This window comes from Pilosibacter fragilis (genome assembly GCF_032490495.1).
Taxonomy (GTDB): Bacteria; Bacillota; Clostridia; order Lachnospirales; family Lachnospiraceae; genus Pilosibacter; species Pilosibacter fragilis.
Genome location: NZ_JAVYJB010000005.1, coordinates 168,331 through 191,910, shown reverse-complemented (window position 1 = coordinate 191,910; position 23,580 = coordinate 168,331). Strand labels below are relative to the sequence as shown.

At 48.5% G+C, this 23,580-nt stretch carries 22 protein-coding genes; 5 read left to right on the top strand and 17 right to left on the bottom strand.

What is annotated here, in order from left to right:
• Positions 1-76: 76 nt before the first annotated feature.
• Together ABCW45_RS06635 and ABCW45_RS06630 are read left to right on the top strand one after the other, a co-directional pair.
• Entirely contained in the window at positions 77-931 is an 855-nt protein-coding gene (locus ABCW45_RS06635; protein ID WP_117469002.1) for a tyrosine-type recombinase/integrase, read from the top strand.
• A 106-nt stretch (positions 932-1,037) separates the two neighbouring features.
• Positions 1,038-1,829 carry a tyrosine-type recombinase/integrase gene (locus tag ABCW45_RS06630; protein WP_343220515.1) on the top strand — a complete coding sequence of 264 codons (792 nt, stop codon included), beginning with the start codon at positions 1,038-1,040 and terminating at the stop codon, positions 1,827-1,829.
• Between the two features lie 27 nt (positions 1,830-1,856).
• On the opposite strand, the gene ABCW45_RS06625 is transcribed toward ABCW45_RS06630, so the two are convergent.
• The 4 genes from ABCW45_RS06625 to ABCW45_RS06610 all read right to left on the bottom strand — a co-directional run bounded on the left by ABCW45_RS06625 (position 1,857) and on the right by ABCW45_RS06610 (position 6,334).
• On the bottom strand, positions 1,857-3,506 hold the full coding sequence (locus tag ABCW45_RS06625) for a glycosyl hydrolase family 18 protein (RefSeq protein WP_343220513.1): 1,650 nt from the start codon (positions 3,504-3,506) through the stop codon (positions 1,857-1,859).
• Between the two features lie 347 nt (positions 3,507-3,853).
• Positions 3,854-4,153, bottom strand: coding sequence for a hypothetical protein (locus ABCW45_RS06620; protein WP_117483596.1), 300 nt, complete (start codon positions 4,151-4,153; stop codon positions 3,854-3,856).
• 277 nt (positions 4,154-4,430) lie between these two features.
• Positions 4,431-5,033, bottom strand: a complete 603-nt coding sequence (locus tag ABCW45_RS06615; RefSeq protein ID WP_147327029.1) for a hypothetical protein — start codon at positions 5,031-5,033, stop codon at positions 4,431-4,433.
• The gene (locus tag ABCW45_RS06610; protein ID WP_158552990.1) at positions 4,982-6,334 is read right to left on the bottom strand and encodes a serine/threonine protein kinase; all 1,353 of its coding nucleotides are present in this window, start codon (positions 6,332-6,334) and stop codon (positions 4,982-4,984) included. Before ABCW45_RS06610 ends, ABCW45_RS06615 begins: the two co-directional genes overlap by 52 nt.
• Positions 6,335-6,608: 274 nt before the next feature.
• Between ABCW45_RS06610 and ABCW45_RS06605 the strand changes: the two genes are divergently transcribed.
• Complete coding sequence (locus tag ABCW45_RS06605; protein ID WP_117503086.1) at positions 6,609-7,373, top strand: adaptor protein MecA; 765 nt, start codon at positions 6,609-6,611, stop codon at positions 7,371-7,373.
• Between the two features lie 272 nt (positions 7,374-7,645).
• Here the strand turns inward: ABCW45_RS06605 and ABCW45_RS06600 are convergent, their stop codons facing one another.
• Entirely contained in the window at positions 7,646-7,852 is a 207-nt protein-coding gene (locus ABCW45_RS06600; protein WP_015552988.1) for a DUF1858 domain-containing protein, read from the bottom strand.
• A gap of 577 nt (positions 7,853-8,429) precedes the next feature.
• Between ABCW45_RS06600 and ABCW45_RS06595 the strand changes: the two genes are divergently transcribed.
• Positions 8,430-8,600 carry a DUF362 domain-containing protein gene (locus ABCW45_RS06595; protein WP_117483534.1) on the top strand — a complete coding sequence of 57 codons (171 nt, stop codon included), beginning with the start codon at positions 8,430-8,432 and terminating at the stop codon, positions 8,598-8,600.
• 120 nt (positions 8,601-8,720) lie between these two features.
• Here the strand turns inward: ABCW45_RS06595 and ABCW45_RS06590 are convergent, their stop codons facing one another.
• The 4 genes from ABCW45_RS06590 to ABCW45_RS06575 all read right to left on the bottom strand — a co-directional run bounded on the left by ABCW45_RS06590 (position 8,721) and on the right by ABCW45_RS06575 (position 13,631).
• Positions 8,721-9,386 carry a helix-turn-helix domain-containing protein gene (locus ABCW45_RS06590; protein ID WP_117468996.1) on the bottom strand — a complete coding sequence of 222 codons (666 nt, stop codon included), beginning with the start codon at positions 9,384-9,386 and terminating at the stop codon, positions 8,721-8,723.
• A 249-nt stretch (positions 9,387-9,635) separates the two neighbouring features.
• Positions 9,636-10,970 (bottom strand): replicative DNA helicase, encoded by a 1,335-nt coding sequence (gene dnaB / locus ABCW45_RS06585; RefSeq protein ID WP_343220511.1) that lies wholly within the window; start codon positions 10,968-10,970, stop codon positions 9,636-9,638.
• Positions 10,971-11,143: 173 nt separating this feature from the next.
• Complete coding sequence (rplI, locus tag ABCW45_RS06580) at positions 11,144-11,590, bottom strand: 50S ribosomal protein L9 (RefSeq protein ID WP_015552983.1); 447 nt, start codon at positions 11,588-11,590, stop codon at positions 11,144-11,146.
• A gap of 1 nt (position 11,591) precedes the next feature.
• Positions 11,592-13,631, bottom strand: coding sequence for a DHH family phosphoesterase (locus ABCW45_RS06575; RefSeq protein WP_117567665.1), 2,040 nt, complete (start codon positions 13,629-13,631; stop codon positions 11,592-11,594).
• A 1,034-nt stretch (positions 13,632-14,665) separates the two neighbouring features.
• On the opposite strand from ABCW45_RS06575, the gene ABCW45_RS06570 reads away from it, so the two are divergent.
• Positions 14,666-15,478: an MBL fold metallo-hydrolase gene (locus tag ABCW45_RS06570; RefSeq protein ID WP_343220510.1), complete on the top strand. Its 813-nt coding sequence runs from the start codon at positions 14,666-14,668 to the stop codon at positions 15,476-15,478.
• 62 nt (positions 15,479-15,540) lie between these two features.
• On the opposite strand, the gene ABCW45_RS06565 is transcribed toward ABCW45_RS06570, so the two are convergent.
• The 8 genes from ABCW45_RS06565 to ABCW45_RS06530 all read right to left on the bottom strand — a co-directional run bounded on the left by ABCW45_RS06565 (position 15,541) and on the right by ABCW45_RS06530 (position 23,511).
• Positions 15,541-16,716 (bottom strand): DUF819 family protein, encoded by a 1,176-nt coding sequence (locus ABCW45_RS06565; RefSeq protein ID WP_343220509.1) that lies wholly within the window; start codon positions 16,714-16,716, stop codon positions 15,541-15,543.
• 651 nt (positions 16,717-17,367) lie between these two features.
• Positions 17,368-17,634 (bottom strand): 30S ribosomal protein S18, encoded by a 267-nt coding sequence (gene rpsR, locus ABCW45_RS06560; RefSeq protein ID WP_015552975.1) that lies wholly within the window; start codon positions 17,632-17,634, stop codon positions 17,368-17,370.
• Between the two features lie 121 nt (positions 17,635-17,755).
• Positions 17,756-18,250 carry a single-stranded DNA-binding protein gene (locus tag ABCW45_RS06555; protein ID WP_021905147.1) on the bottom strand — a complete coding sequence of 165 codons (495 nt, stop codon included), beginning with the start codon at positions 18,248-18,250 and terminating at the stop codon, positions 17,756-17,758.
• An 18-nt stretch (positions 18,251-18,268) separates the two neighbouring features.
• Positions 18,269-18,556, bottom strand: coding sequence for a 30S ribosomal protein S6 (gene rpsF / locus ABCW45_RS06550; RefSeq protein ID WP_015552973.1), 288 nt, complete (start codon positions 18,554-18,556; stop codon positions 18,269-18,271).
• Between the two features lie 240 nt (positions 18,557-18,796).
• Positions 18,797-20,299 (bottom strand): tripartite tricarboxylate transporter permease, encoded by a 1,503-nt coding sequence (locus ABCW45_RS06545; protein ID WP_117468990.1) that lies wholly within the window; start codon positions 20,297-20,299, stop codon positions 18,797-18,799.
• Positions 20,300-20,314: 15 nt separating this feature from the next.
• Positions 20,315-20,842 (bottom strand): tripartite tricarboxylate transporter TctB family protein, encoded by a 528-nt coding sequence (locus ABCW45_RS06540; protein WP_117567658.1) that lies wholly within the window; start codon positions 20,840-20,842, stop codon positions 20,315-20,317.
• A gap of 3 nt (positions 20,843-20,845) precedes the next feature.
• Positions 20,846-21,976 carry a Bug family tripartite tricarboxylate transporter substrate binding protein gene (locus ABCW45_RS06535; RefSeq protein WP_343220508.1) on the bottom strand — a complete coding sequence of 377 codons (1,131 nt, stop codon included), beginning with the start codon at positions 21,974-21,976 and terminating at the stop codon, positions 20,846-20,848.
• Between the two features lie 173 nt (positions 21,977-22,149).
• Positions 22,150-23,511: a sodium-dependent transporter gene (locus ABCW45_RS06530; protein ID WP_343220507.1), complete on the bottom strand. Its 1,362-nt coding sequence runs from the start codon at positions 23,509-23,511 to the stop codon at positions 22,150-22,152.
• Positions 23,512-23,580: the final 69 nt, after the last annotated feature.

Genomic DNA, 23,580 nt, shown 5'->3' with positions numbered 1-23,580 from the left:
TATTCTCCAGTTTTCTCTTGCTCTTTTTGTTTCCTGCGATAAAATACTTTCAAAAACAGAAAGGTATGATAATACTATGAGAAAAACTGCTCTTCCCACAGACCGTCTTTCTGAAACGGCCCGTCAAAAACTCTCCAGGTTCGAAGCGTGGCTGCTCCGGAATGGAAAATCTTACCAGACGATCCGTTCCTATCTCTATACTGCCAGGCATTTTCTTTCCCTGTACCCCGAAATCACACATGACAATCTGATGCTCTATAAATGCTATCTCATCGACAGGTACAAGCCCAACACCGTAAATTTGAGGATCCGCGCAATGAACTGTTTTATGGAATTTCTCGAGCTTCCTGACTCCAGGGTCCTTATGGTCCGCCTTCAACAGAAACCATTTCTGGAAAATGTGATCAGCCAGGCCGACTATGAGTACCTGAAAAAATGTCTTCTGCGTGACGGAAAGCCTACCTACTACTTTGCCGTGCGGATCATGGCCGCCACTGGCGTGCGGATCAGCGAACTTCTCCAGATCCGTGTGGAAGATATGATCCGCGGTCAGATGGACCTGTACTCAAAAGGTGATAAGATCCGGCGGATCTACTTCCCGCAAAATGTCCAGGAGACCTGCCTGCTGTGGCTTCAAAACGAAAAGCGCACCAGCGGCAGCTTATTTTTAAACCGTTTCGGAAATCCGATCACCACAAACGGGATCCGGGATCAGCTTAAGGTTTTTGCACTTCGATACAATCTGGATCCATCTGTCGTACATCCCCATGCATTCCGACATCTATTCGCAAAAAAATTTATAGAACAATGTGATGACATTGCGCTTCTGTCCGATATTCTTGGACATGAGAGCATTGAGACTACCCGCATTTACCTGCATAAAAGCAGTACTGAACAGCAGGATCTCTTCAATCAGATCGTAAACTGGTAAAATTCCTGCTGCTCCGTTATTATTCAAAGGATATGTTATGAAAGAACTTCCAAAAGACCAGGAAAACCTGGCAGAATCATTTAGATCATATTTAAGAAAAAAGAATATGTCTGAAAATACCGGAGACGCGTATAGACGGACGATCAGGCAGCTTCTGTCCATCTATCCCATTCCAACCGAATCTCTTCTCCGGAAATACCGGAGTCTTCTGATTGCCAATTACCGCCCCGCAACGATCAATCAGCGGATCTACGCCGTAAATCATTTTCTTCTTTTCCTGGAGGAAGAACAGCCGGAACTCTATCCCGACCTCGCCAGTTTTCGACTCCATGCGGTAAAAATTTCCCGCGACACCTTCCAGGACTCCATTATCACAAACGAAGACTGTGAGACGCTCCAACGGAACCTGAAAGCAGAACACCACGACTTCTGGTATTTCATCGTCCGTTTTCTGGTGACCACCGGTGCCAGGGTCAGTGAGCTGGTGCAGATCAAGGCGGAACATTTAGCCTGCGGGTATCTTGATCTCTACTCCAAAGGTGGGAAGATCCGCCGCATCTACATCCCGGATTCCCTCTGTCAGGAGGCAAAAGCCTGGTGTGACCGCCGCGGTATCACCTCCGGCTTTCTTTTTGTGGGAAAAAATGGACGCCCCGTGACGACCAGAGGCATCCATTCCCAATTAAAACACTATGCAGTCCGGTATGGCATCGATCCTGATACCATGTACCCTCATTCTTTCCGCCACCGGTTCGCGAAGAATTTTCTGGCTCGCAGCAGCGATATCTCTCTATTGGCGGATCTTCTCGGTCATGAGAGCATCGAGACCACCCGCATCTACCTCACACGTTCCAGCAAGGAACAGAAACTCCTGCTGGACAAGATGGTGACCTGGTAGGTCCGGCGTAAAAGCGCCATTATGATCTTAGTTCCACTGGATGGAATCCCACGCGGCAGAATCCTCAAACCCCAGTTTCCAGCACGCGACTCCCGCCAGATCGTTCTGACGGACCACGTTCATCTTTTCTTTCAAGGACCGCTCCTCCTCCATCCAGAGGAACCAAGCACCGTCATTTGTCTGTTTCTCGCCATAATATTGGGCGGTATCCGCCTGCCAGGTAAGCTCCACCTGGTTATTGTCTGCCCACTTCTTCGCATCCGCGATTCCCATCGCCTTGGAGGTGATGGATCCGTCCCCGGCTTCGATCCAGAGTCTCGTGTAGAACGGAACGGCATTGATCAGCTTCTCCTTCGGGACATCCTCGAGCATTCCGGAGATTCCATTCTTCACGTAGCTGATAGAGGACACAGAGCCCGGCTCGCCGCCCGCAAAGTGCTCATCATACCCCATCATAATCACATAATCCGCAACAATTCCCTGTTCTTTCAGGTTATAGAAGCTGTTGTATCTCGCCGGAACATAGTTGTCCACGGACAGGACAATACCTTTCTGGCGGCACGGGATCGATAATTCCCGGATAAATTCGATATAATGGACGCCCGCCTCTGTTTTCAGGCTCTCAAAATCAAGATTCAGACCATCCAGGTCATATTTTTCCGCATCCGCGATCAGGCTGTCGATCAGCCTGCGGCGGGTGGCGGTGGATGCTAACAGCGTCTCCGTCTGGACATCGGCACTGAAGTTATCGATCAGCGCCCATACCTGGAGCCCCTTTGCATGGGCCTTCGCCACATAATCTTTGCTCGCCAGTGACCTATAGTTTCCGTTGTTGTCTGTCAGGGAAAACCATGTCGGGGAGATCACGTTCATCCCTTTTGTCTTTGCCACAATGCTGTCAAAGGTATTGTTTCCGTCCTGGCTTGTTACCTGGTGCCAGCCGAGAACGATCTTTCCGCTCATGCTGGTATTCTTGTATACAGGAGCTGTGAAATTTCCGGAAAATTTCTGGCTCTCCGCGGCTGCCAGGCGCTTATTTTCCACATATCCGATATTTCCGTCGGAAGATGCGACCTTGGACCATTTCTCCATCGTATCGAGAACGGTCACCGTATCGTCCTCTGCGAGGTCTGTGAGGATCTTACTCTTTACGCCGCCTTTTACTCGCAGACTTCCAGCCTTTTTCACCCGCGCTATATTTCTTGTTCCCCAGTCATTGATCAGGACACGTCTTCCATCCCCGGAGTCAAAGGTCTGGATCTGCACATCCGTATAGTTTGCGATCAAACCCAGCGTCAGATAGACCTCATCATCTTTTACAAGAAGCAGCGGAGCGCCGTTGGCCCCCTTTGTCTCCGCGTCCGCATAGACGATCTGGTCCGGGAGCGCGTACACGAGAAGGTCTTCCGTGCTGTCCCAGTAGAACCGCTCATTAATGTGGTCATTCACCCAGGAGACCGGCAGATACGTCTGTCCATTTTCATAGATTCCTGTCTGCTCCTGCCGCTCATAATTATAAAGGATCGCAGTCTCATCCCCGGACACATCATAGACTTCCGCGAGATCCGCCCGCTCTTTCGTCGGCATATACCGGTCCAGTACCTGGAAACCGACAAATCCCACGGCGATCAGGATGATCAGACCGACAGCAACCAATACAGGAACTATTTTTCTCATTCGTTATCACTCTTTCCGCACGCCGGTTCCCAGAATTCTGCGTTCATTTCCGTCTCTCACCGGCGGCATGCTGAATCGTTATTTATTACGGATGATCCGGCAAGGTATACACAGATCGTATACTTTGCCGGATCTTCAAGATAGCTTAAGTATACCACAACGCGGAATGTCTGTCTGTTAACTTTTTGTAACGAATTGTTGTCAGCAGTCTTACGAATCATCTGGCAGAACGATCCCCCAGCTGTTGAATCTATATTACTTCGTACATATAACCTGGTTCATTTCCGTGCGATTTACTGCTATCCAGTACCGCCAGATCCATTCTATTCGGTATCCTCCGTCTTTCCTTATTTTCTCGTTCTTCTCCTCCGACCTTTCGCCTCCATGATATCCGCTTCGCTCAGATAGACCTTATCAAACCGTATCTCCTTCAGACCGCCGCCTTCCGCCTGGACATAATCTCCCATATAGAACATTCCATCCTCACGAACTTCAAACAGTTTCTCCCATTCTCTCTGCCCGGAAAGTTTTCCGTCCATGTAGATCGGGATCCCTTTTTCCGTGTACCGCTTAAGTCCATTCAGATAGCGCGTCATCTCCTCGACACTTCGATTTTCCGAGTCATACGTTCCGCTTGCTGTTTCCATACCCATATACACCTTTCTTTTCTTCGTGCCGCATATCTATGGCATGCACGGTCTTATCGATGCTCTTCATTGAACGTTCTCCCTCTGCGCTGTCGATTTTAAGTTATTAAATGCCTCTGTTCCCGGCTTTTCCGCGATGGCTGAAGAAGGTTATACTGTGACATGTTTTTCCCCGCTGCTGTATTCTTAGCCGGTCAGATCTCATTTATTGTGACATTTCTGAGTATCAGGCTTTTCCCTTTATAACGGTTAGGGAAATCGTCCTTTTATGTCATTTTTACAGAATACGCTGAAAAAATTCCCCGCACTCCTTCGTGACCGAGAAGGCGTCCGCTGAAAACGGAATCCGTTCTGCATTGATCCGAAATCTTCTCGAGAATTCTCTTCTGGTCTCCTCGCTTCCAAATACCGCGAGACTCTGCCAGCTTTTTTTCTGTTTCGCTCTCTGTTCCATCTCGAATTCCCGGAAACTCTCCTGCTGCCACTCCGTAAAGGAACCCACCAGGAACTTTTTATCGCATCTCCAATATAATTCGTTTGCGCCATCTTTGACCGATCCGAAATCGATCAGGATATCGTCATATCCCCTCTGAAGCACCTCCTTCACAGCCTCCGGTCCTGCATACTTATAATAATCCGCATCCAGTACCCTGTATGGATTTTTCTGTCCCATCTGCCCCGTGCAGACGTATTCAAGCTTTTCTAAGTCCCCCGACTCATTAAATTCCAGCAGTATGGCTTTCCTTCTGAGGTATCCCGCGAGATAGTTTGTCAGCATGATCGAAAAATGGGTGCACCCCACCCCGGTATTGCTCCCAGCGATTCCGATCATTCTGCATCGCTTCTCCTGAGTCTCTGTGATAATTTTTTTCTTTTCCATCTGGTTTCCCCTGTACCATCGTTCCATAGATCCCGGTAACAGGTGTTGGCAGCTTTATCTTCTCTGAATGGATTTGAAAAGAACGGAAGAAAGAAATAATGAATATCAGATAAAACTTTTGGAAGTTTCAGACGTGCTTTTTTCTCCATATGATTGAAGAGCAGGATCACATTCCCACGGCTTTTTAAGATCTTCGCCGCATTCACAGTCCTGTCGATCTCCCACCATTTTCCCCCGCATACAAGAACATAAAAATCTGCTTCCGGAAGTTTCTCTTCCGGGCGGATCACTCCCACATCCTTTATGATTACTGGAAAATAAAGATATGGCAGCTTCACAGCCTCGCCATAATAAGGCCGGATGCTTCCGCATCCGATTCGATATACGCCGGTCCGGTCCGTTTTGATTCCCATATTTTTCGCAAGTGTGCGAACCGCAGACGTATCATAAGCTTCCTGATATAAAGCCGGACACCCATTCCGGGTCAGAAAATGAGACATTCCGAGAGCCGCATGGGTTGTTCCGATCCCCGCTGCCGCCCCGGCAAAAACAACGATTCGAGATTCTGCTGCCTGTTCCTTCAGTTGATTTTGCAGCTCCTGCAGCGTTTCCTGCAGTTCATCCGCACTCTGGTAACGCGCTTCTTTCTCCTTTTCCATACACCCGCGGATGATCCGGTCAAACATCCTGTATTCCGGTTCATTCCTGTATTCCGGAACACTTCCCGGCGCATCCCCACGGCTCATAAAGTAGAGCAGCGCACCGATCGCGTACACGTCCGTCCGGCAGTCCAGTGGTTCCCCCGTGTACTGTTCCGGTGCCGCAAAACCGATCGTTCCGTACCGCTCACCAAACGCAGCGGCATCTGACGCGTATTGTGCATGATCAAAATCCGTCAGGCGAAGGACTCCATTGCACACCAGCAGATTTTTGGGCTGCAAGTCTAAATATAAAATAGGATTTTCTGCTGAATTCATAAACTGAATGATACGGCAGATCTGTATTCCAAGATCAGCTGCCGCCTTAACCGACAAGCTGCCCAGGCGTTTTACCAGGGCATATAAAGATTCGCCTTCCAGATATTCTTCGATCAGATAACTGTATCCGGTATCTTCCTCCACATCGTAGACGATGGGGATTCCCGGATGTCTCAGTGTTTTCAGAAAAAGTGCTTCTTTTCTAAAAGTATCATAATCCGCCAGGGATTTCGGGACTACTTTTACCGCCCTGTATTCTTCCAGCTCAACGTGATACGCCAGATATACAGTACCGGATCGCCCGTTTCCCAGCTCTCTGCACAACCGATACTTGCCAAACAGAACGCGCTCGATAAACCGTCACACCTCCTTCCGGCAACACAACCTCTTGCGACTATTCTAATATACACACTCCCGCTTCAGACCATCTTGTAGATGTCAAACTGATTAAATTTTAATAAATTTCCCTCATACGATTGCAAAAACTGAATAGGATATAGTATATTATAAATGTAAAAATGCGGTTTTCTGCCCTCTTATAATGGGAATTACAGCATACCGCGAATATTTTGATTTTAACCAGACAGGAAGTGATCCTATGAAAATAGAACGTATCAATGAAAATCAGATCCGCTGCACCCTCAGCAACTTTGACCTGAGTGTCCGGAATATGAATCTCGGCGAGCTGGCCTATGGAAGCGAGAAAGCCCGTAATCTTTTCCGCGAGATGATCCAGCGCGCCGCAAATGAGGTCGGTTTCGAGGTCGAGGATATCCCGCTTATGGTCGAGGCGATCCCGATGGCGAACGAGAGTGTTATGCTGATCATCACAAAGATGGAAGATCCAGAGGAACTGGATACCCGGTTCTCCAAGTTCTCACCGGAAGAGGACGAGAATGATAACGGATGGGGGAATCTCACCGCGGAAGTGCTGGAAGGCGCTGACGGCCTGATCAATATCCTGACCCAGAGCGGAATTTTAAAGCCGGAGGGAGAAAAAGCTCCTGCGGCACCAGCTGCAACGGCAAATGGACCGCAGGGAAAGGAAGAGTCGAAGAATCCGGCTCAGTTTACAAGGATCTACCAGTTTTCTTCCCTCGACCTCGTCTGTGAAGCCGCACGGCAGACCGGTGCTGTTTTTAAAGGAAACAGTGTTCTCTACAAGAATCCGGAAAATGGGGTCTTCTACCTGATCCTCAAGAAGGAAAATGACAGTGAGAGTTCCTTCAACAGAGTCTGCAATACTCTCTCCGAATACGGAACAAGATTAAAGGGCGATGCCGCTGCGTCCGGCGCTTACTATGCGGAACATTATGATCTGATCGTAAAGAAGGACGCGCTGAAGGTGCTGCAAAACTTATAATCTGACTTCCCAATTGATCAATATTTAAATAGAGCATCTGTAAAAAGCTGCATTCCACAGATTTATACAGATGCTTTTTTATGTGCAAAGTCTGTTTCCAAAATGTCCCCATGTTTTTCAACATACAGAATTTTTATGGCACATTGCTCCATATATGTCAAAATGGAAAAAGGACTGCAGCCGGGAAAATTCTCCCTGACCGCAGTCCTTCTTACATTCTCCGACCTTTCGCACAGTCGGCAAACCAAAACTCTCTCGAGCGGTCACATACATTACTGCTGCTTCTGAGCCAGATACTCGTTAATTACACTTACAAGTTTTTCTACCGGAATTCCGTGAACCATGCAAGCCTCTTCCAGAGACTCCATCTGAGAAGACGGGCATCCGATGCAGTGCATTCCAGCACCCATTAAAATCTGAGCCATATTCTCATCAACCTGAAGAAGCTCACCAATGAGCATTTCTTTTGAAATCTGCATGATAAATCCTCCTTTCACCTTCGAAATCTGCTGAGGGCAATTTTCTACGATTGTTTCCGGCATAACGGACATATCGCCGCATTTGCCAGCATATCGAGAGTATAATACTTTTTTCGTTTCTTGGCAAGGTGGTTTTACAAAATCTGCTGGTACAGCCTCATCATGCAGTTACAGTACACGGGCACTCCATGCCCGCGCACTGTAACAGGATTTTGCCGATGCTTCGCATTCCGAATCGGCAAAATCCGCGGTCATAACGGTATCATACGGAATTTTCAGTTCAGAAAATTCCTACCCGCGTACAGTAACCATCATGCATTCCTGCATGGTATGGTATTTCCAGTTTAGAAAATGCCTGTCCGCCTATGTTGACCATCATGAAATGCTTTCAGCTGAATGACAGCGGGTTGATTTTTGTCTGCAAAGGTAAGAATAGACTAACTCGAGTTGTGACTGTCTAACCGCATGTTTACTGGATTTTTGTTCCTCATTAGGTACATTTTTTCACAATTTTCCCCTTGAATAATTTAACCGTTTATTATAGAATGAAAGAAATAAACAAAGGAGGTATTTTGTTATGGCATATGTAATTAACGATAGCTGCGTTAGCTGCGGTACTTGTGCTGGTGAATGTCCGGTAAACGCTATTTCTCAGGGAGATGGACAGTACGTAATCGACGCTGATACTTGCATTAGCTGCGGTACTTGTGCTGGTGTCTGTCCGACAGGCGCAATCAACGAGGGTTGATCACAAACGCAAACCAATACATAAAAGCCGTTGTTCTATTCGAACAACGGCTTTTTGATTTCTGTGGATTCTGATCCAGAATCCGGATCTTCGCGAAAGGAGTTCTCATTGTTACTCTCATCAAAGCTTATTCCCATTTCTCCCAAACTTTCTCTTTCTGAAGATCGACGGCAAAAACGGCGCTTTCGCCGCCGCAGCTTCCGCCCTCCCTTTATTCTCCTTCTGATAAAGCCGGATCGTCTCATCCAGCTGCCGGAACCGCTCTTCGTCCCGCTCATCTGCCACCCGCATCAGGTAATCGATCTCCTTTAACACTTTATCGTTCACCATCCGGCTGATATCCTGGCTCAGCTTCTCGTTGTTCTCCTCGATAGCCTGTCCGATCATCTGGGTAAGAAACTCCCTGAACTGCTCCGCTTTTTCCCGGTTCATGAGTTCCGCGGCTTCCCCCGGATCCAGCTTTTCCAGATCTCTCTTCTCCTGCTCCGTGCATTCCTTCAATGCCGTCATAACATCCTCCTCAAGAACATCCGTGGGTGCCACCGATTCCCCCTCCGCGTCCAGCGTTTTCGCCAACGCTGTCTTGATCGCCTTTAACTGATACCCCTTTTCCTTCAATTCCTTGATCTGTTTAAAAAGACGGATATGAAAATCCGTATAATACCGATGTCCCATCTCGTTGCGAGGGATGTTCATCTCCAGTTCCTCCTCCCAGTACCGAAGTACATGAGATTCCACATCAACCTTTTTCGAGGCGTCGGAGATCAGATAATGTGTTTCTGACATGGTCATCCTCTTCCTTTCACATGATTTTCGTCACAGTCCGGAAAATTTCTGCCATGAACCGCAACGATTGTTCGACTCTGTTTGATCCAGTTTCTCAGCATGTCCACAGACTGCCGCATGCCTGCAAAACCGTTATCAGATTGCTAATAATATATGTGAAGCCACCCCTTAATATGACAAGAGCGCCCGCTTCCGATGAAATTTCTTCAAATTCCATTCGAAAGCAGGCGCTTGACCATGCATTTACTGCTACTCTTTCGCAATATTCACAAACCGGGTCAGTTCCGGTTTCCAGCCAAGATATACGGTTCCGATCGGGCCGTTACGCTGTTTCGCGATAATAACCTCCGCCGTGTTCGGGTTATCCGTATCCTTATTATAATAATCGTCACGGTACAGGAACATAACAACGTCGGCATCCTGCTCGATGGCTCCGGACTCTCGAAGGTCCGAAAGCATCGGCCTGTGATCCGTTCTCGTCTCGCAGGCACGGGAAAGCTGGGACAGGGCGATCACCGGAACGCTCAGCTCCCTCGCGATGGCCTTTAAGGATCTTGAGATCTCGGAAATCTCCTGCTGGCGGTTGTCCCCGTTCTTTCCGCTGCCCGACATTAACTGCAGGTAGTCGATCATAACGAGGTCGAGGCCATGTTCCAGCTTAACCTTCCGGCATTTGGAACGAAGTTCCATGATGGAAATACCCGGCGTATCGTCAATAACAAGCTTGGAGCTTCCAATCGTACCGATTCCTTCCACGACAGCGTCCCAGTCCGCATCCGTCAGGGTACCGGTACGGAGCTTCTGGGAATCCACGTTGGACTCCATGGACAGCATACGGTTTACCAGCTGCTCCTTCGACATCTCCAGACTGAAGATCAGGCAGGTCTTCTGTCTCCGGACCGCGATATAATCAGTAATATTTAACACGAACGCCGTCTTTCCCATAGACGGGCGGGCAGCGATCAGGATCAGATCCGAAGGCTGGAGGCCGGACATCCGGTAATCGAGATCGATAAATCCGGTAGGAAGACCCGTTACCGTGGATTTTGAGCGGGTCGCCTGCTCGATCTTATCAAGGACGTTCAGCGCGACCTGACGAATCGGCACGAAATCGCCGGAAGCGCGGCTTTCCAACAGGTTGAAGATCTGCTTTTCCGTGTCAGCCAGGATCACTTCAAGGCTGTCCTTTCCGGAATAACAGTTGTTGGCGATCTCCTCGTTGATCTTGATCAGGCGGCGGAGAACCGCCTTTTCATGGACGATCGTGGCATAGGAGCGCACATTCGCGGAAGTCGGAACCGTTGCCAGGATATCGCGGACAAAATCCAGACTGCACACCTCCGGCGGGACATCCTTTTCCTTCAGTCTGTCCTGAAGCGTGACCAGATCCACCGGTTTTCCCTCATTGAACAGCTCCACCATCGTATCAAACATGATCCCGTACTGACGCTGATAAAAGTCGTCCGCGACCACGATCTCCGATGCCGCGATGATCGCATCCCTGTCCATCAGCATGGAACCGATCACCGACTGCTCCGCCTCAACGCTGTGCGGCAAAACCCTTTTTACTAACGCTTCTTCCATCTGTCCGATTTCCTCTCTGTACGTCTGTGTCTATAACTTCGCACGGCTTCTGCATATATTTCTGCAGAAGCCGTTTTCTTTCTTACTTTGCAGGCTGGAACCTCTACCTGGTTTCCTGCCCTGAATTTCAACTATGCTGTCCGCGTATTGCACACGCGGCAGACATTCAGTCTTTACGCCTCAACGACCTTCACGCTGAGTCTTGCTGTTACTTCCTTGTGGAGCTTGATCGGAACCTCAAAGCTTCCGATGCTCTTGATCGGCTCCGGCAGAACCATCTTCTTCTTGTCGATATCAAGCTTTAACTGGTCCTTCGCCGCCTTCGCGATCTCCTTTGTGGAGACGGAACCGAACGCGCGTCCGCCCTCGCCGGCTTTGATCGAAACGGTTACGGACATCTTATCGATCTCCTCCGCAAGCTTCTTAGCCTCCGCAAGCTGCTCTGCCGCAACCTTCTCCGCGTTTGCTTTCTGGAGCTTTAAATCGTTTAAGTTCTTGGATGTCGCCTCAACACCAAGCTTTTTCGGAAGGATAAAGTTTCTCGCATATCCGTCATTTACCTTTACGACCTGGCCCTTTTTTCCAAGTGCCTTCACATCCTCTAATAATACAACTTCCATCTTAAATTTCTCCTTTCTCCAGCATCATATCAATGACGCCTTTCACCTTCTCCTTGGCCTCCTCAACGGTAGCGCCCGGGAGCTGTGCGCCTGCGATCGTTCTGTGTCCGCCTCCGCCCAGCTTTTCCATCATGACCTGGACATTGACTTCGTCGATCGATCTCGCGCTGATATAGATTTTGCCTTCATATGGGGTCAGAACGACAGATGCCTTCATTCCCACAATGTCAAGAAGCTCGTTTGCAGCCTGTGCGCCTACTACTGTCGGGCTCTCCACGCCCTCTGACGGGCACACGCTGATGGCAAAGCATTTCTTATAGACCTCTGCCTGACGGACTGCCTCGGCTCTCGCCTTGTAGTCCTCCATACTGTCACGGAACAACTTCCGTACTCTCGTCACGTCCGCTCCGTTTCTTCTAAGGAACGCCGCCGCCTCAAAGGTGCGGACGCCCGCCTGATTTGTAAAGTTGTTCGTATCGATCACGATTCCCGCGTACATAGCGTCCGCCTCCGGGGATTTGATCCGGATACTGTCAGCAACATACTGTAAAATCTCCGCAACCAGCTCACAGGCGGATGACGCGTAAGGCTCTACATAGGACAGAGTCGCGTTTGTGATGATCTCGCTGGACTGACGGTGGTGATCGATGACAACGATCGTCTTCACGAGTTTTAAAAGGTCCGGTTCTTCTGTGATACTCGGGCGGTTGACGTCAACAACGACAAGCGCCGTATTGTTATCCACGATATCCGCGGCCTCACTTCCCGTGAGGAACAGGTCCTTCGGATAATCGCCGGTCTCAAAGCGTTCCATCATCGGACGCACCGAGGAGGTCACTTCATTGATCACGATATGTGCTTTTTTGTTCAGGGCAGACGCGATCCGGTACATTCCGATCGCCGCGCCGAAGCAGTCGATATCTCCGATCTTATGTCCCATGATCAGAAGGCAGTCCTTTGTCTCAAGAAGCTCCCTGAGGGCATGGGCTTTGACGCGGGCCTTGACACGGGTCGTTTTCTCTAACTGCTGGGCCTTTCCGCCGTAATACTGGATCTTCTGGCCGCATTTTACTACCGCCTGATCACCGCCGCGGCCGAGGGCCATATCGATCGCTGTACGGGCATAATCATAGTTCTGGCTGTAGGTATCGCCGTTCATTCCGATACCGATACTTAAGGTCACCGCCATCTCGTTTCCGATATTGACGGTCTTTACCTCCTCAAGCAGTCCAAACCGCTCTTTTTCCAGACGCGGCATATAGCACTGCTTGATCGCAAAGAAATATTTGTCCTTCTCCAGCTTCTTTACGATACCGTTGACCGCAGAAATGTACTTGTTGATCTTTCGATCGATCAGGGCCGTTAAGAGCGATCTGCGGACTTCCTCGACGCTCTCCAACGCCTCATCATAGTTGTCCAGATAAATCAGGCCCGCGACCATCTTCTGGTCTGTGATCGCCTGCTTGTAGTTGTAGAGCTCTGTCTCATCATAGAGATATACCGCAAGGATCTGCTGCTCCGTCTGCTTCTCCGGGATTCCGGAGGCAAGTTCATCCGGGCGGATCGTCACGCGTTTCATACTCACGCGGTATTTCGATTCCCCATAGATCACATGGACTTCCATCGCATTTTCCATCTTCTCGAGGGATTCCACTGTGATCTCCTTGAAGAGCATTGTCAGGCTTTTCCCTGCGCTCTTCTCTTCTTTGGTCACCGCCTCAAAGGCGCGGTTCATCCAAAGGATCTTACCCTCCGTGTCCGCGATCGCGTAGGGCAGCTCCAGGGACGCCAGAAGCTGTTTCTGACTCCAGCTGTACGCCGACGCAAAGGACACCAGACTGCCGAGAGCCCGCTTCTTTCCGTACATATACAGGGTTCCGGCACACGCCGCGTAGATCACCGTAAATGCAAGCATCACGAATCCCGCCTTGCGTGAGATCAGGTTGACCGCAGCTCCCGCAAGGATTACCAGTGCCGTTAAAAATACCGGCCACTGAAGGTAAAGCTGCAGAATATGGCTGACCTTTTTATCATCTTTCATTCTTATCTCCTATCCGCCGCCCGGTAAAATGGGCATAGCAAGACCATAAAAAGAATGTGCCTTGACACATTCTCGCGCCGAGCGCAGTCGCTTGTGATAGACTCTTCTTGCGCGAGTGTGCGTTTGACACGTTAGTGCCTTTTTATGCATGGAGAAATTCAGGCAGAATTTCTCCATGTATCAGAACCGACTTTGGGGATAGTATACCATAGATACAGGCATTTGTCCATGATCCGCTTGGGGCGGACATGGCACTGCGGTCTATGAAATTCCTGACGTGGATAGCAGCGACGCGGCTTCTAAAACCACCAGTAGCGTAAAATAGACTTTATAGATCAAAGAATTTGTGATAGAATAATATAGGTGCCACCATAACGGTAGGCGGTTTGGCCCTCTTCGCAGAGGGCATGCGTAACCCTCTGATACATCGAAAAAAACGCAAAAAAATAACCGCCCAGTCCTCGCAAAACTAGCGGTTATTTTTTAATCCATATTTTCGAGGGCCAAGCCGTCTATCGGTGGCACTTCTCTTATCTATAATATAACATCTCTTCTTTAAATATTCAAGAGGTCTTTCTGCGATTTTCCTGTAACACTTTCCATGCCATTTCCGTTAAAATCTTGGATATTTCAAAATCAGTTGATAAGAGGACGGGATTTGAGTATAATATAAATGAACCAGAAAGGTTTCCGTGTGGCGACACATGAAAGCTGTACTCTGGCTGGGGAGGGTAATTACCAGCACTTTATGATACTCGGCAAGGCATCGAGGCTGACAGCCAGCATAAAACACGCAATCATAAAAAAGGCGTCGGATAACTTTGGTTGTCCGGCGTTTTTGTTACCCAAATACCGTTGATAGGAAAAATCTAATGAGGAAAAAGATCGATAAGAAAGAGATTGCAAAAGAAATTTGTAAAGCCGCAAAGTTATACAAAACCTCTTTCCTGCAGGAAGTTCGCATTTGTGTTTAATGAAAAAAATAAAGTTATAAGGCAACTATCAATCAATACTTTACGAAAGGATTTTCATTTATGAAAGCAACCGTACTCAGCGACAACATCCCCGCCGAAAATCTCGGCTGTGAATGGGGATTATCAATTTTTATTGAATATCATGGGAAACATATCCTTCTCGATGCCGGGGCATCCGGACTTTTTCTGACGAATGCTGATGTGCTTGGACTGAACATGAAAGACGTGGATTTCGGAGTTCTCTCCCACGCGCACTATGACCATGCAGACGGAATTCCGGAATTTTTCAGGGTAAATTCGTTTGCACCGTTCTATTTTAGGGAAACTACCGGAGAAAACTGCTGCAAAGGTGTCTGGAATTACAAGAAATACATCGGTATTCCAAAGGGCATGTTAAAAAAGTATCCGGACCGGATCAAGCTCGTCTCCGGGGACTTTTCCCCATGTGACGGGGTTTATCTGATTCCGCATAAGACTCCGGGACTGGAGAAAAAAGGAATCCGGGAGCACATGTACCTGAAGGAAAAACGGCGCTGGAGACCGGATTCCTTCTCCCATGAGCAAAGTCTTGTCTTCGACACACCGGACGGTCTTGTGATCTTCAACAGCTGTTCCCACGGCGGCGCCGATACCATTATCCGTGAGGTCACCGCGACTTTCCCGGATAAAAAAGTAAAAGCCCTGATCGGCGGCTTCCACCTCTACAATAAGACCGACGCAGAGATCCTTGCCCTCGCCGAAGGGATCCGCTCCACCGGTATTTCTGAAATCTACACCGGCCACTGCACCGGAGATCATGCCTTTGATCTCCTGAAAGAGACGTTAGGAGAATCCGTTCACAAGCTGCATGCGGGGCTTGTGATGGAGTTTTAAGAAGAAACTCCGCACAGTTTCCCGTGCGGAGTTCTTGTACTACCCGTTTCAATTGTTGTTCTCTACCCGATCAGGCTCATTAAGTATCCTACAAATGCGCCGCCCGGTGTTCCAATAATATTGCCGAGAAGAGCCATCAGGATACCGATCGGAACCAGCGCGCTGCTGTATGCGCCTGCAAGTACCGGTGCTGTCGCAGTTCCTCCGACATTCGCCAGAGATGCAACCGCACAGGTAAAGATATCCAGTCGGATCAGCTTTGCAAGGATTACCATAACTGCTATATGGATCAGCAGGATCAGGAATCCGGCAGCCAGCCATACCGGTGCATTTCCCATAGCAGAAATATCTGCTCTGGAAGCGATCATCGCGATGACAATGTAAAGCATGATATTTGAAACTTCTTCCGTTCCCTTAATCTTTCCAAAGGGAGTCATTGCTACGATCAGACCTGTAGCTGTTACAAGAAGAACTGTCCAGGTTGCCTTATCAAAAACAGGCAGAACAGAAGCAACCATAACACCGGCATCCTTGGACAGAGAGGATATAAAGAAGGATACGCCGATTAAAAGAAGCATGTTTTTCCAGGTAAGAGGTCTCTTGTCCTCCCTTGCCTCTTTTTCCAGAGATGCTCCTACTTCATCGATCAGACGTACATCTGCCTTTGTCCAGTAGTTGAATTCCTTAGAGAAGTTGATCACCCACAGAAGGAACATAACATAGATTACTGCACAAACCGAATCCATTACCAGAGAATATGCCAGACTTTCTTCACTTACATCCAGAATTGCCTGAATCGCCAGCATATTACTGCCGCCGCCTAACCAGCTTCCGCACAGTGCTGCAAGTGCTTTCCAGCTTTCCGGACCCAGTAATTTATGGAAAATGCCATAGCTTACTACAAAACCAACACCGATTGAAATACTTGCTGAGAAGAAACCGATCAGCATTTTCGGTCCTAATTTAATGATCTTTTTCAGATCACAACGCAGCAGCATTAAAAACAGCATTGCGTAAAGCAACGGATTTTTGATCGCTACGTAAATGTCTGACGTATCCTGCAGATCCCATACTTTCATAGTACATAAAAGCATCATGCCTAAATAGATCAGAACGATCGGCGGTGCAAATTTAAAAAAGGTCTGTGCGCCTTTTCCCCGCAGGTACACGGGAAGATTGACCAGAATTGCTGCTAACAGCATTAAAGTGGCCAGATAGATAAATCCATCATGAATCATTTGAAATGCTCCATTCCGCCACCGGATATCGGTGGGCTTTATTTTCTTATTCAGAACAAGTCAAAACGGGCGGTTGAAATTTTCAGCTCCCCCTTCCTTCTCCTTTTCGATACCTTTTCACGAACCGCAGGGCAATGCGGGAATGGCATAAGCAGTGTACTGTTTCTCCTTAAAACTTCCGCAGAAGGCTAAAAAAAGGGTCCAGAATAATGTTCTGGACCTTTCAATGACTTCTCAAATAGTGTACTGCCCTTCCACATTGCTGTTTCTTTTTTTGACTTTTCCTCTACGTAGTATAAAGGGTGTCAGCAAAAAAGTCAATTTTCAGACATAAATATCCTTAAATATCTTTTGATGCAATTTTCATGCAGTTCCTTATTGCAGCTTCTCATATTTTTCCAGCTTTCAGGAAAAACAAATTTCTTTTTCTTATTTCGATTTAATGTCAATACCTGTCATAACTACATCTGTTCAGCGCGATCTTCGCGCGGGTGCACATCATCGACATGTAGTGCCTTTTTGTGTAACAGGAAATTCTCTGCTACGCCAAAAAAGGATCCCACATGATCTCTCATATGGAATCCTCGAATGATGCTTCAAATTAATTAGATAAAACCTTACTTTATCCGTGAAAATCCTTATTCTAAGGAATTATTCACATGTGTACGGCATAAGAGCAATATGACGTGCTCTCTTGATAGCTACTGTTAAAGCTCTCTGGTGCTTTGCGCAGTTGCCTGTGATTCTTCTCGGGAGGATTTTTCCTCTCTCGGATACGTATCTCTTTAACTTGTTTACGTCCTTGTAATCGATCTCGCCGTTCTTATCGCCGCAGAATACGCAAACTTTTTTTCTTCTATGCATGCCGCCTCTTCTTACTCTGGAAGAATCGGACTTGTCACCTTTATTGAATGCCATTTTAAATTACCTCCTGTTAGTTTCGTTGTCTGTAACCGTCCAACGCTTGTCCGGCCACGTGCAAACTCAGTCTACTCACAGCGAATTAGGAGTAACGCACTGTATTGCCTCAGACTGATATTTAGTTGAATGGAAGTCCTTCGTCCTCGACTCCATCCGGGATATTCATAAATCCGTCGCCGATGGCACTGGACGGAGCAGGTCTTGTCCCCTGCTGGTAGCCGCCGCGGTTTCCGCCGCCGTAGCTGTTGCCGCCGCCAAAGCCGCTGTTATCGCCGCCCTGACCCTTGCTGTCAGCGAATTCCTGGTCATCTACAATAATATCTGTTGTATAGACCTTCTGGCCATCCTTATTTACATAGCTTCCGGTCTGGATTCTTCCGGAAACCAGTACACGCATGCCCTGACGGAAATATTTCTCCGCAAATTCACCGGCACGATCAAAAGCTACGATGTTGATAAAATCGGCCGTCTGACCCTGATCGCCGTCCTGGCTTCTTCTGCCTCTTCTGTCAACTGCAAGCGTATATCTTGCGATTGCCATGGAGCGCTCGCCCTGGGAATAGCGTACTTCCGGATCTCTGGTTAATCTACCCATAAGGATAACTCTGTTCATATTCTCACTCTTTCTTTATTAAGCGTCCTGTCTTACGCAAAGATAGCGAACAACCGGCTCCATAATACGGATGTGAGCCTCAACCTCGTTCGGGCAGTTTGCCTCACCCTCGAAGTGGATGAAGTAGTAGAATCCCTCTTTGCTCTTCTGGATCTCGTATGCAAGTCTCTTCTTGCCCCATTCGTCCACATCAACGATATTACCGCCGAAACGTGTGATATAGCCTTTCACTTTCTCAAGTGCGGCTGCTCTCTCGTCATCTTCAAGTTTTGCGCTAAGAACAACTGCTAACTCGTATTTGTTCATAGTTTCATAAACCTCCTTCTGGTCTTCCGGCCCCCGATTTTCAGTATCAGGAGCAAGGATTTTTTACATGTCACAGGTAATAATCTTAGCAAAAAAGAGCAGGAAATGCAAGCACTTTTTGCCTGATTTCCTGCTCTTTTTATACTTTTTTCATTTCCTACCGTCTTTCACACCGGCGGGAAATCCTGCGCCGGTCGAAATTTGGTGATCCGGCCTGTTTTTCAGAAGTTTTATCTGAAATTACGCCGTTTTTCTCGAAAAGATCCCTTTTACTTTATCGATATACGGCTTCGTCCACGGAATATTTCCAAGCAGGACGAATAATGTACAAATCGAAAGAACGATCGTGATCGGATGTCCGAACATCGCCATAAACGGGTTGTCGGAGGACGATGCCAGGGACACGGCCTGACGGAAGTTGGAATCCATCATCTTTCCGAGTACCATCGCAAGGATCAGCGGGGCAACCGGATAATCGAACCGCCGCATCATGAATCCCATCAGTCCGAAGAAGAACATAAGTCCCACATCAAACAGACGGTTGTTGCACGCGAAGGAACCGATCACACAGAGGCTCGTTACCACCGGGATCATGATGTTCTTCGGGATCGTAATGACCTTACAGATCCTCGGGGCAACAATCAGTCCTAACAGTAAAAGCGCAAAGCACGCGATGATTCCCGCTACTACGATCGAGTAGAAGGATTCTTTGTTCTGGGTGATAAATAACGGACCCGGCTGTAAGCCATGGACATAGAATACGGAAAGGATGATCGCGGTAACTGCGTCGCCCGGAACCGCCAACGTCAGCATCGGGATCAGTGCACCACCGATACATGCGTTGTTGGAGGACTCACTGGCCACGATTCCTTCCACTGCGCCCTCACCGAAGGGAACCTCCGGCTTCTTTACGAGACGCTTCGCCTCATTATATGCGATAAAGGATGCCACCGGTCCGCCTGCTCCCGGAAGAGCGCCGACTAAAAGACCGATCGTGGATGTATATAAGGAAAGCTTCCAGCTTTTTAAGATCTCTTTCAGGCTGACCTTCGCCTTTTCCATTGCAAGGACATTCTGCTCCTGCTTCATGTTGTATACAACAGAGAGCACTTCTGCGAAACCGAAGAAGCCGACAAGTGCCGGGACTGTGCTGACACCGCCCGCGAGGTTCTGGATTCCGAAGGTCAGGCGCTTTGTTCCCATCAGCGGATCCAGTCCGATCATGCTGATCACAAGACCGATCATAACGCTGATAAGGCCCTTCGCGTAATTCTTCGTGCTGACGGAACCAACCGTCGCAAGTCCGAAGAGGGCCAGAAGGAAATAGTCCATCTTTGTAAATTTGATCGCAACTCTCGATACCGGCTCCGCTAAGAGTCCCAGAGCCAGAAGACCAAATAAGCTTCCGATAAACGAGTAGATCGTTGCAGTAAAGAGCGCCTTGTAGGACTGACCTTTTTTCGACATCGGATAGCCGTCCAGTGTCGTTACGACCGATGAAGGTGCGCCGGGGATATTGATCAGGATCGCCGATACCGCGCCGGAGAAGACTCCGACTACATAGACACCCATGATCATCGCCAGGGCGTCTGAATGTTCCCAGGTATAAGTAATGGATACGAGAAGCGCGGTCGCCATGGACACGGAAAGTCCCGGGATCGCTCCTACGAACAGGCCAGCCACAGAACCAAGGAGAACCATAAGAATAAACCGCGGATCGACCACGGATAACATCTGCATCATTTTCCTTTCTCCTTTCTATGGCAGAAGCACATGTAAGAATGTGCGGAATGCGAGGCTTAAGAACAAGGTGGTTCCGATCGGCACGAAGACAAGGACCGGAATTTTTCTGACACCCATGAAAATCATCATGGCGATCAGGAATACCACCGTCACAACCTCAAATGTCGAAAATGTATACGCAAAAGATAAAATTCCGATGGTGATATACGGAATTTTAATGAAGGCGAGAGCCGCATAGTAGATCGCACAGAGGATCAGGGCGATCACGACCCAGCGCCTCTTTTCTGTTTTTCCTGCCTTTTCCGGCTTCTTGTCATCCGAATTTGCGGCAGCCTTTTTCATCGCCGTAACTCCCTCTCCGACGATCCATAAGGACAGACCGATCATGGCGATCGCCACGATCAGCGGAAACAGGTACGGGGACTGTGCCCAGCTTTTGTTAAACCCTTTCGCGTAGGATAAAAGAGAATACGAGAGCAGCACAAGGCCGCTCCCGCAAAATACAATTCCTTCGACGATCAGCGAATGAATCTTATTCTTCATTGATTATTCTCCAATTCTCTTGATGCCGAACTCTTCCGGACTCTTCTCGGCAACACCGTTGTCATACTGTAACCAGCAGATTACGGATTTCCAGTTGTCATAGAATGCCTGGATCGATGCGTCATCTTTGTACTCGTCATATACCGGATCCGCTGCGTTCTGTTTTACGAACTCGGTCCACTCCGGATCTGCGAATACCTTCTCAGATGCTGCCTTTAATACATCAACGACCTCCTGCGGTGTATCGTTGTTTACAACGAAGGAAAGGAGTGTGTACGGGATATTTAAGTACTTTTCAGCTTCCGGAACTGTCTCTGTAAACGCCGGGATATCCGGGTAAGCGTCCATTCTCTTATCGGAGAATACTGCTAACGGTTTCACATCGCCGCTTTCGATATAGCCGCCGAGGGTGGAGATATTCGGGTTTGTGAAGTCAACCTGCCCACCGATGACACCGAGAAGCGCGTCGTTACCGGAGTCAAAGCTTGTCATAGCAACTTCATAGCCGAGCTCTTTTAATACAAGTCCCTGATTGTGTCCGCTTCCTCCAGGGCCGGAGTGGGACATTGTGATCTTTCCCGGGTTTTCCTTGATCGCATCAAGAAGCTCCTGAAGTGTGTTGTACTTGGAGTCTTTTCCGACTACAAGAACCTTCGGATCACCAACCAACGGAGAGATAACGGTAAAATCATCGTATCCAAGGTCACAGATATTCATGGTTCTGTAGGTTCCCATCGTCTCTGCACACACAAGAAGTGTGTAGCCATCAGACGGCTGCTCTTTTACGAACTGGCTTCCGATGGATCCGGACGCGCCACCCTGGTTTGTAACGGTAATCGGCTGTCCTAAATATTTTTCAAGCAGAACTGCAAGCTTTCTGCCCCATGTATCGGTTGTTCCGCCTGCACCGTAAGGAATGATCATTGTGATCGGTTTTGTCGGATAATCTGCGGTCGCAACAAGATCGCCGGCAGCCTCTGCGGTTGTCTCGCTGTCTTTTGCTGCTTCTGCAGTTGTCTCAGCTGCTTCTGTTGCTGCTGCGGTCGTCTCGGTCTTGGAAGATGTGGAGACACTGCATGCAGTCATGGACAGGCACATCATAGCGGCCATGCCCAGTGCAATCATCTTTTTCATTGTGGTACTCTCCTCTTTTTTGTATTTGCGATGATTATTATAACACAGGTTATTTCGATATTCAATATAAAAGCTTTTACGCTTTAAAGTTTTTATGTATATATCGCGTTAAACCGATAAGTTTTTCATAAATTCCTGTCTTTTTATGAATTTCGTGCATATCGGACAGCCTGTTATCCGATCAGTCCCTGGATCAGGATCACCAAAATCAGCACCGGAAGAACATACCGGAAATAGATCTTCGCCCAGTTCGCCCCCGGCATCTTAAGTCCCGCTCCCTTGTTTGCCTCCGCGAGATACTTATCATATCCCCATCCCCACTTGCTCACGCAGAATAAGAGATAAACAAGGGATCCAAGCGGTAAAAGCAGGTTACTGACTAAGAAGTCCTCAGAATCCAGAACATCTCTCGCGCCGATGATGTGGAGGTTACTCCATACATTGTAGCCCAGAACACAGGGCAGGCTGGCGATCAGGACGAAAATGCAGTTGACCACGGAAGCCTTCCTTCTGCTCCATCCAAAGTTATCCATGCAGCTGGAAAGCAGATTTTCGAACACGGCGATAACGGTTGAGAAGCTTGCCGCCGACATAAATAAGAAGAACAGCATGCCCCAGATCCGTCCGCCTGCCATGTTTGCAAACACGTTCGGAAGTGTGATGAAGATCAGCTGTGGGCCGGCATCCGGCTGTACGCCGAAGGAAAAGCATGCCGGGAAGATAATCAGTCCGGCGGAAAGGGCTACCAGCGTATCAAGGCCGCAGATCCGTACCGCCTCACCTGCAAGCGTATGTTCCTCGGACATGTAGCTCCCGAAGATCTCCATTGCCGCAATGCCAAGGCTTAATGTAAAGAAGGACTGGTTCATGGCCGCCATGATCACCGATCCGAGCCCGACCTCCGATGCGCGTTTGAAATCCGGGAGAAGATAAAAGCTCAGTCCCTCTTTCGCGCCCGGAAGGATCAGGCTGTGTCCCGCAAGCACCAGGATCAGCAATAACAGCGCCGCCATCATCCATTTTGTGATCTTCTCAAGGCCATTCTGAAGACCTCTGCTGCAGATAAAGAATCCGACAACAACAGTCACAGCCATCCAGAATCCCATCTCACCGGGATTGCCAAGCATATCCCCAAATACTCCCGCGACCTGATCCGTATTCATTCCGGTGAATGTTCCCATCGCGAACTTCACGAAATAGCTGAGCATCCAGCCGGATACGGTTGTGTAATACATCATTAACAGGTAACAGCCAAGGATACAGAACCATCCGTGTACATGCCATTTACTGCCCGGCTTTTCCAGGACCCGATACGCGCCGACCGCGCTCTTTCGTCCCGCACGACCCACCGCAAGCTCCATTGTGAGGACCGGGACGCCCATACACAACAGGAACAGCAGGTAGAACAGGACGAACACGCCGCCGCCGTTCTGTCCCGCTACATACGGGAACCGCCACACATTTCCAATTCCGATCGCACAGCCCGCGCTTACCAGTAAAAAGCCTAAACGTGAGCCAAAATTTTCTCGTTTCATAAGCATAACTCCCCTCTTACAGCTGCGGCCCGCGCCTGTCTTATCCGCAGCTCTTATCCTGCTGCCTTA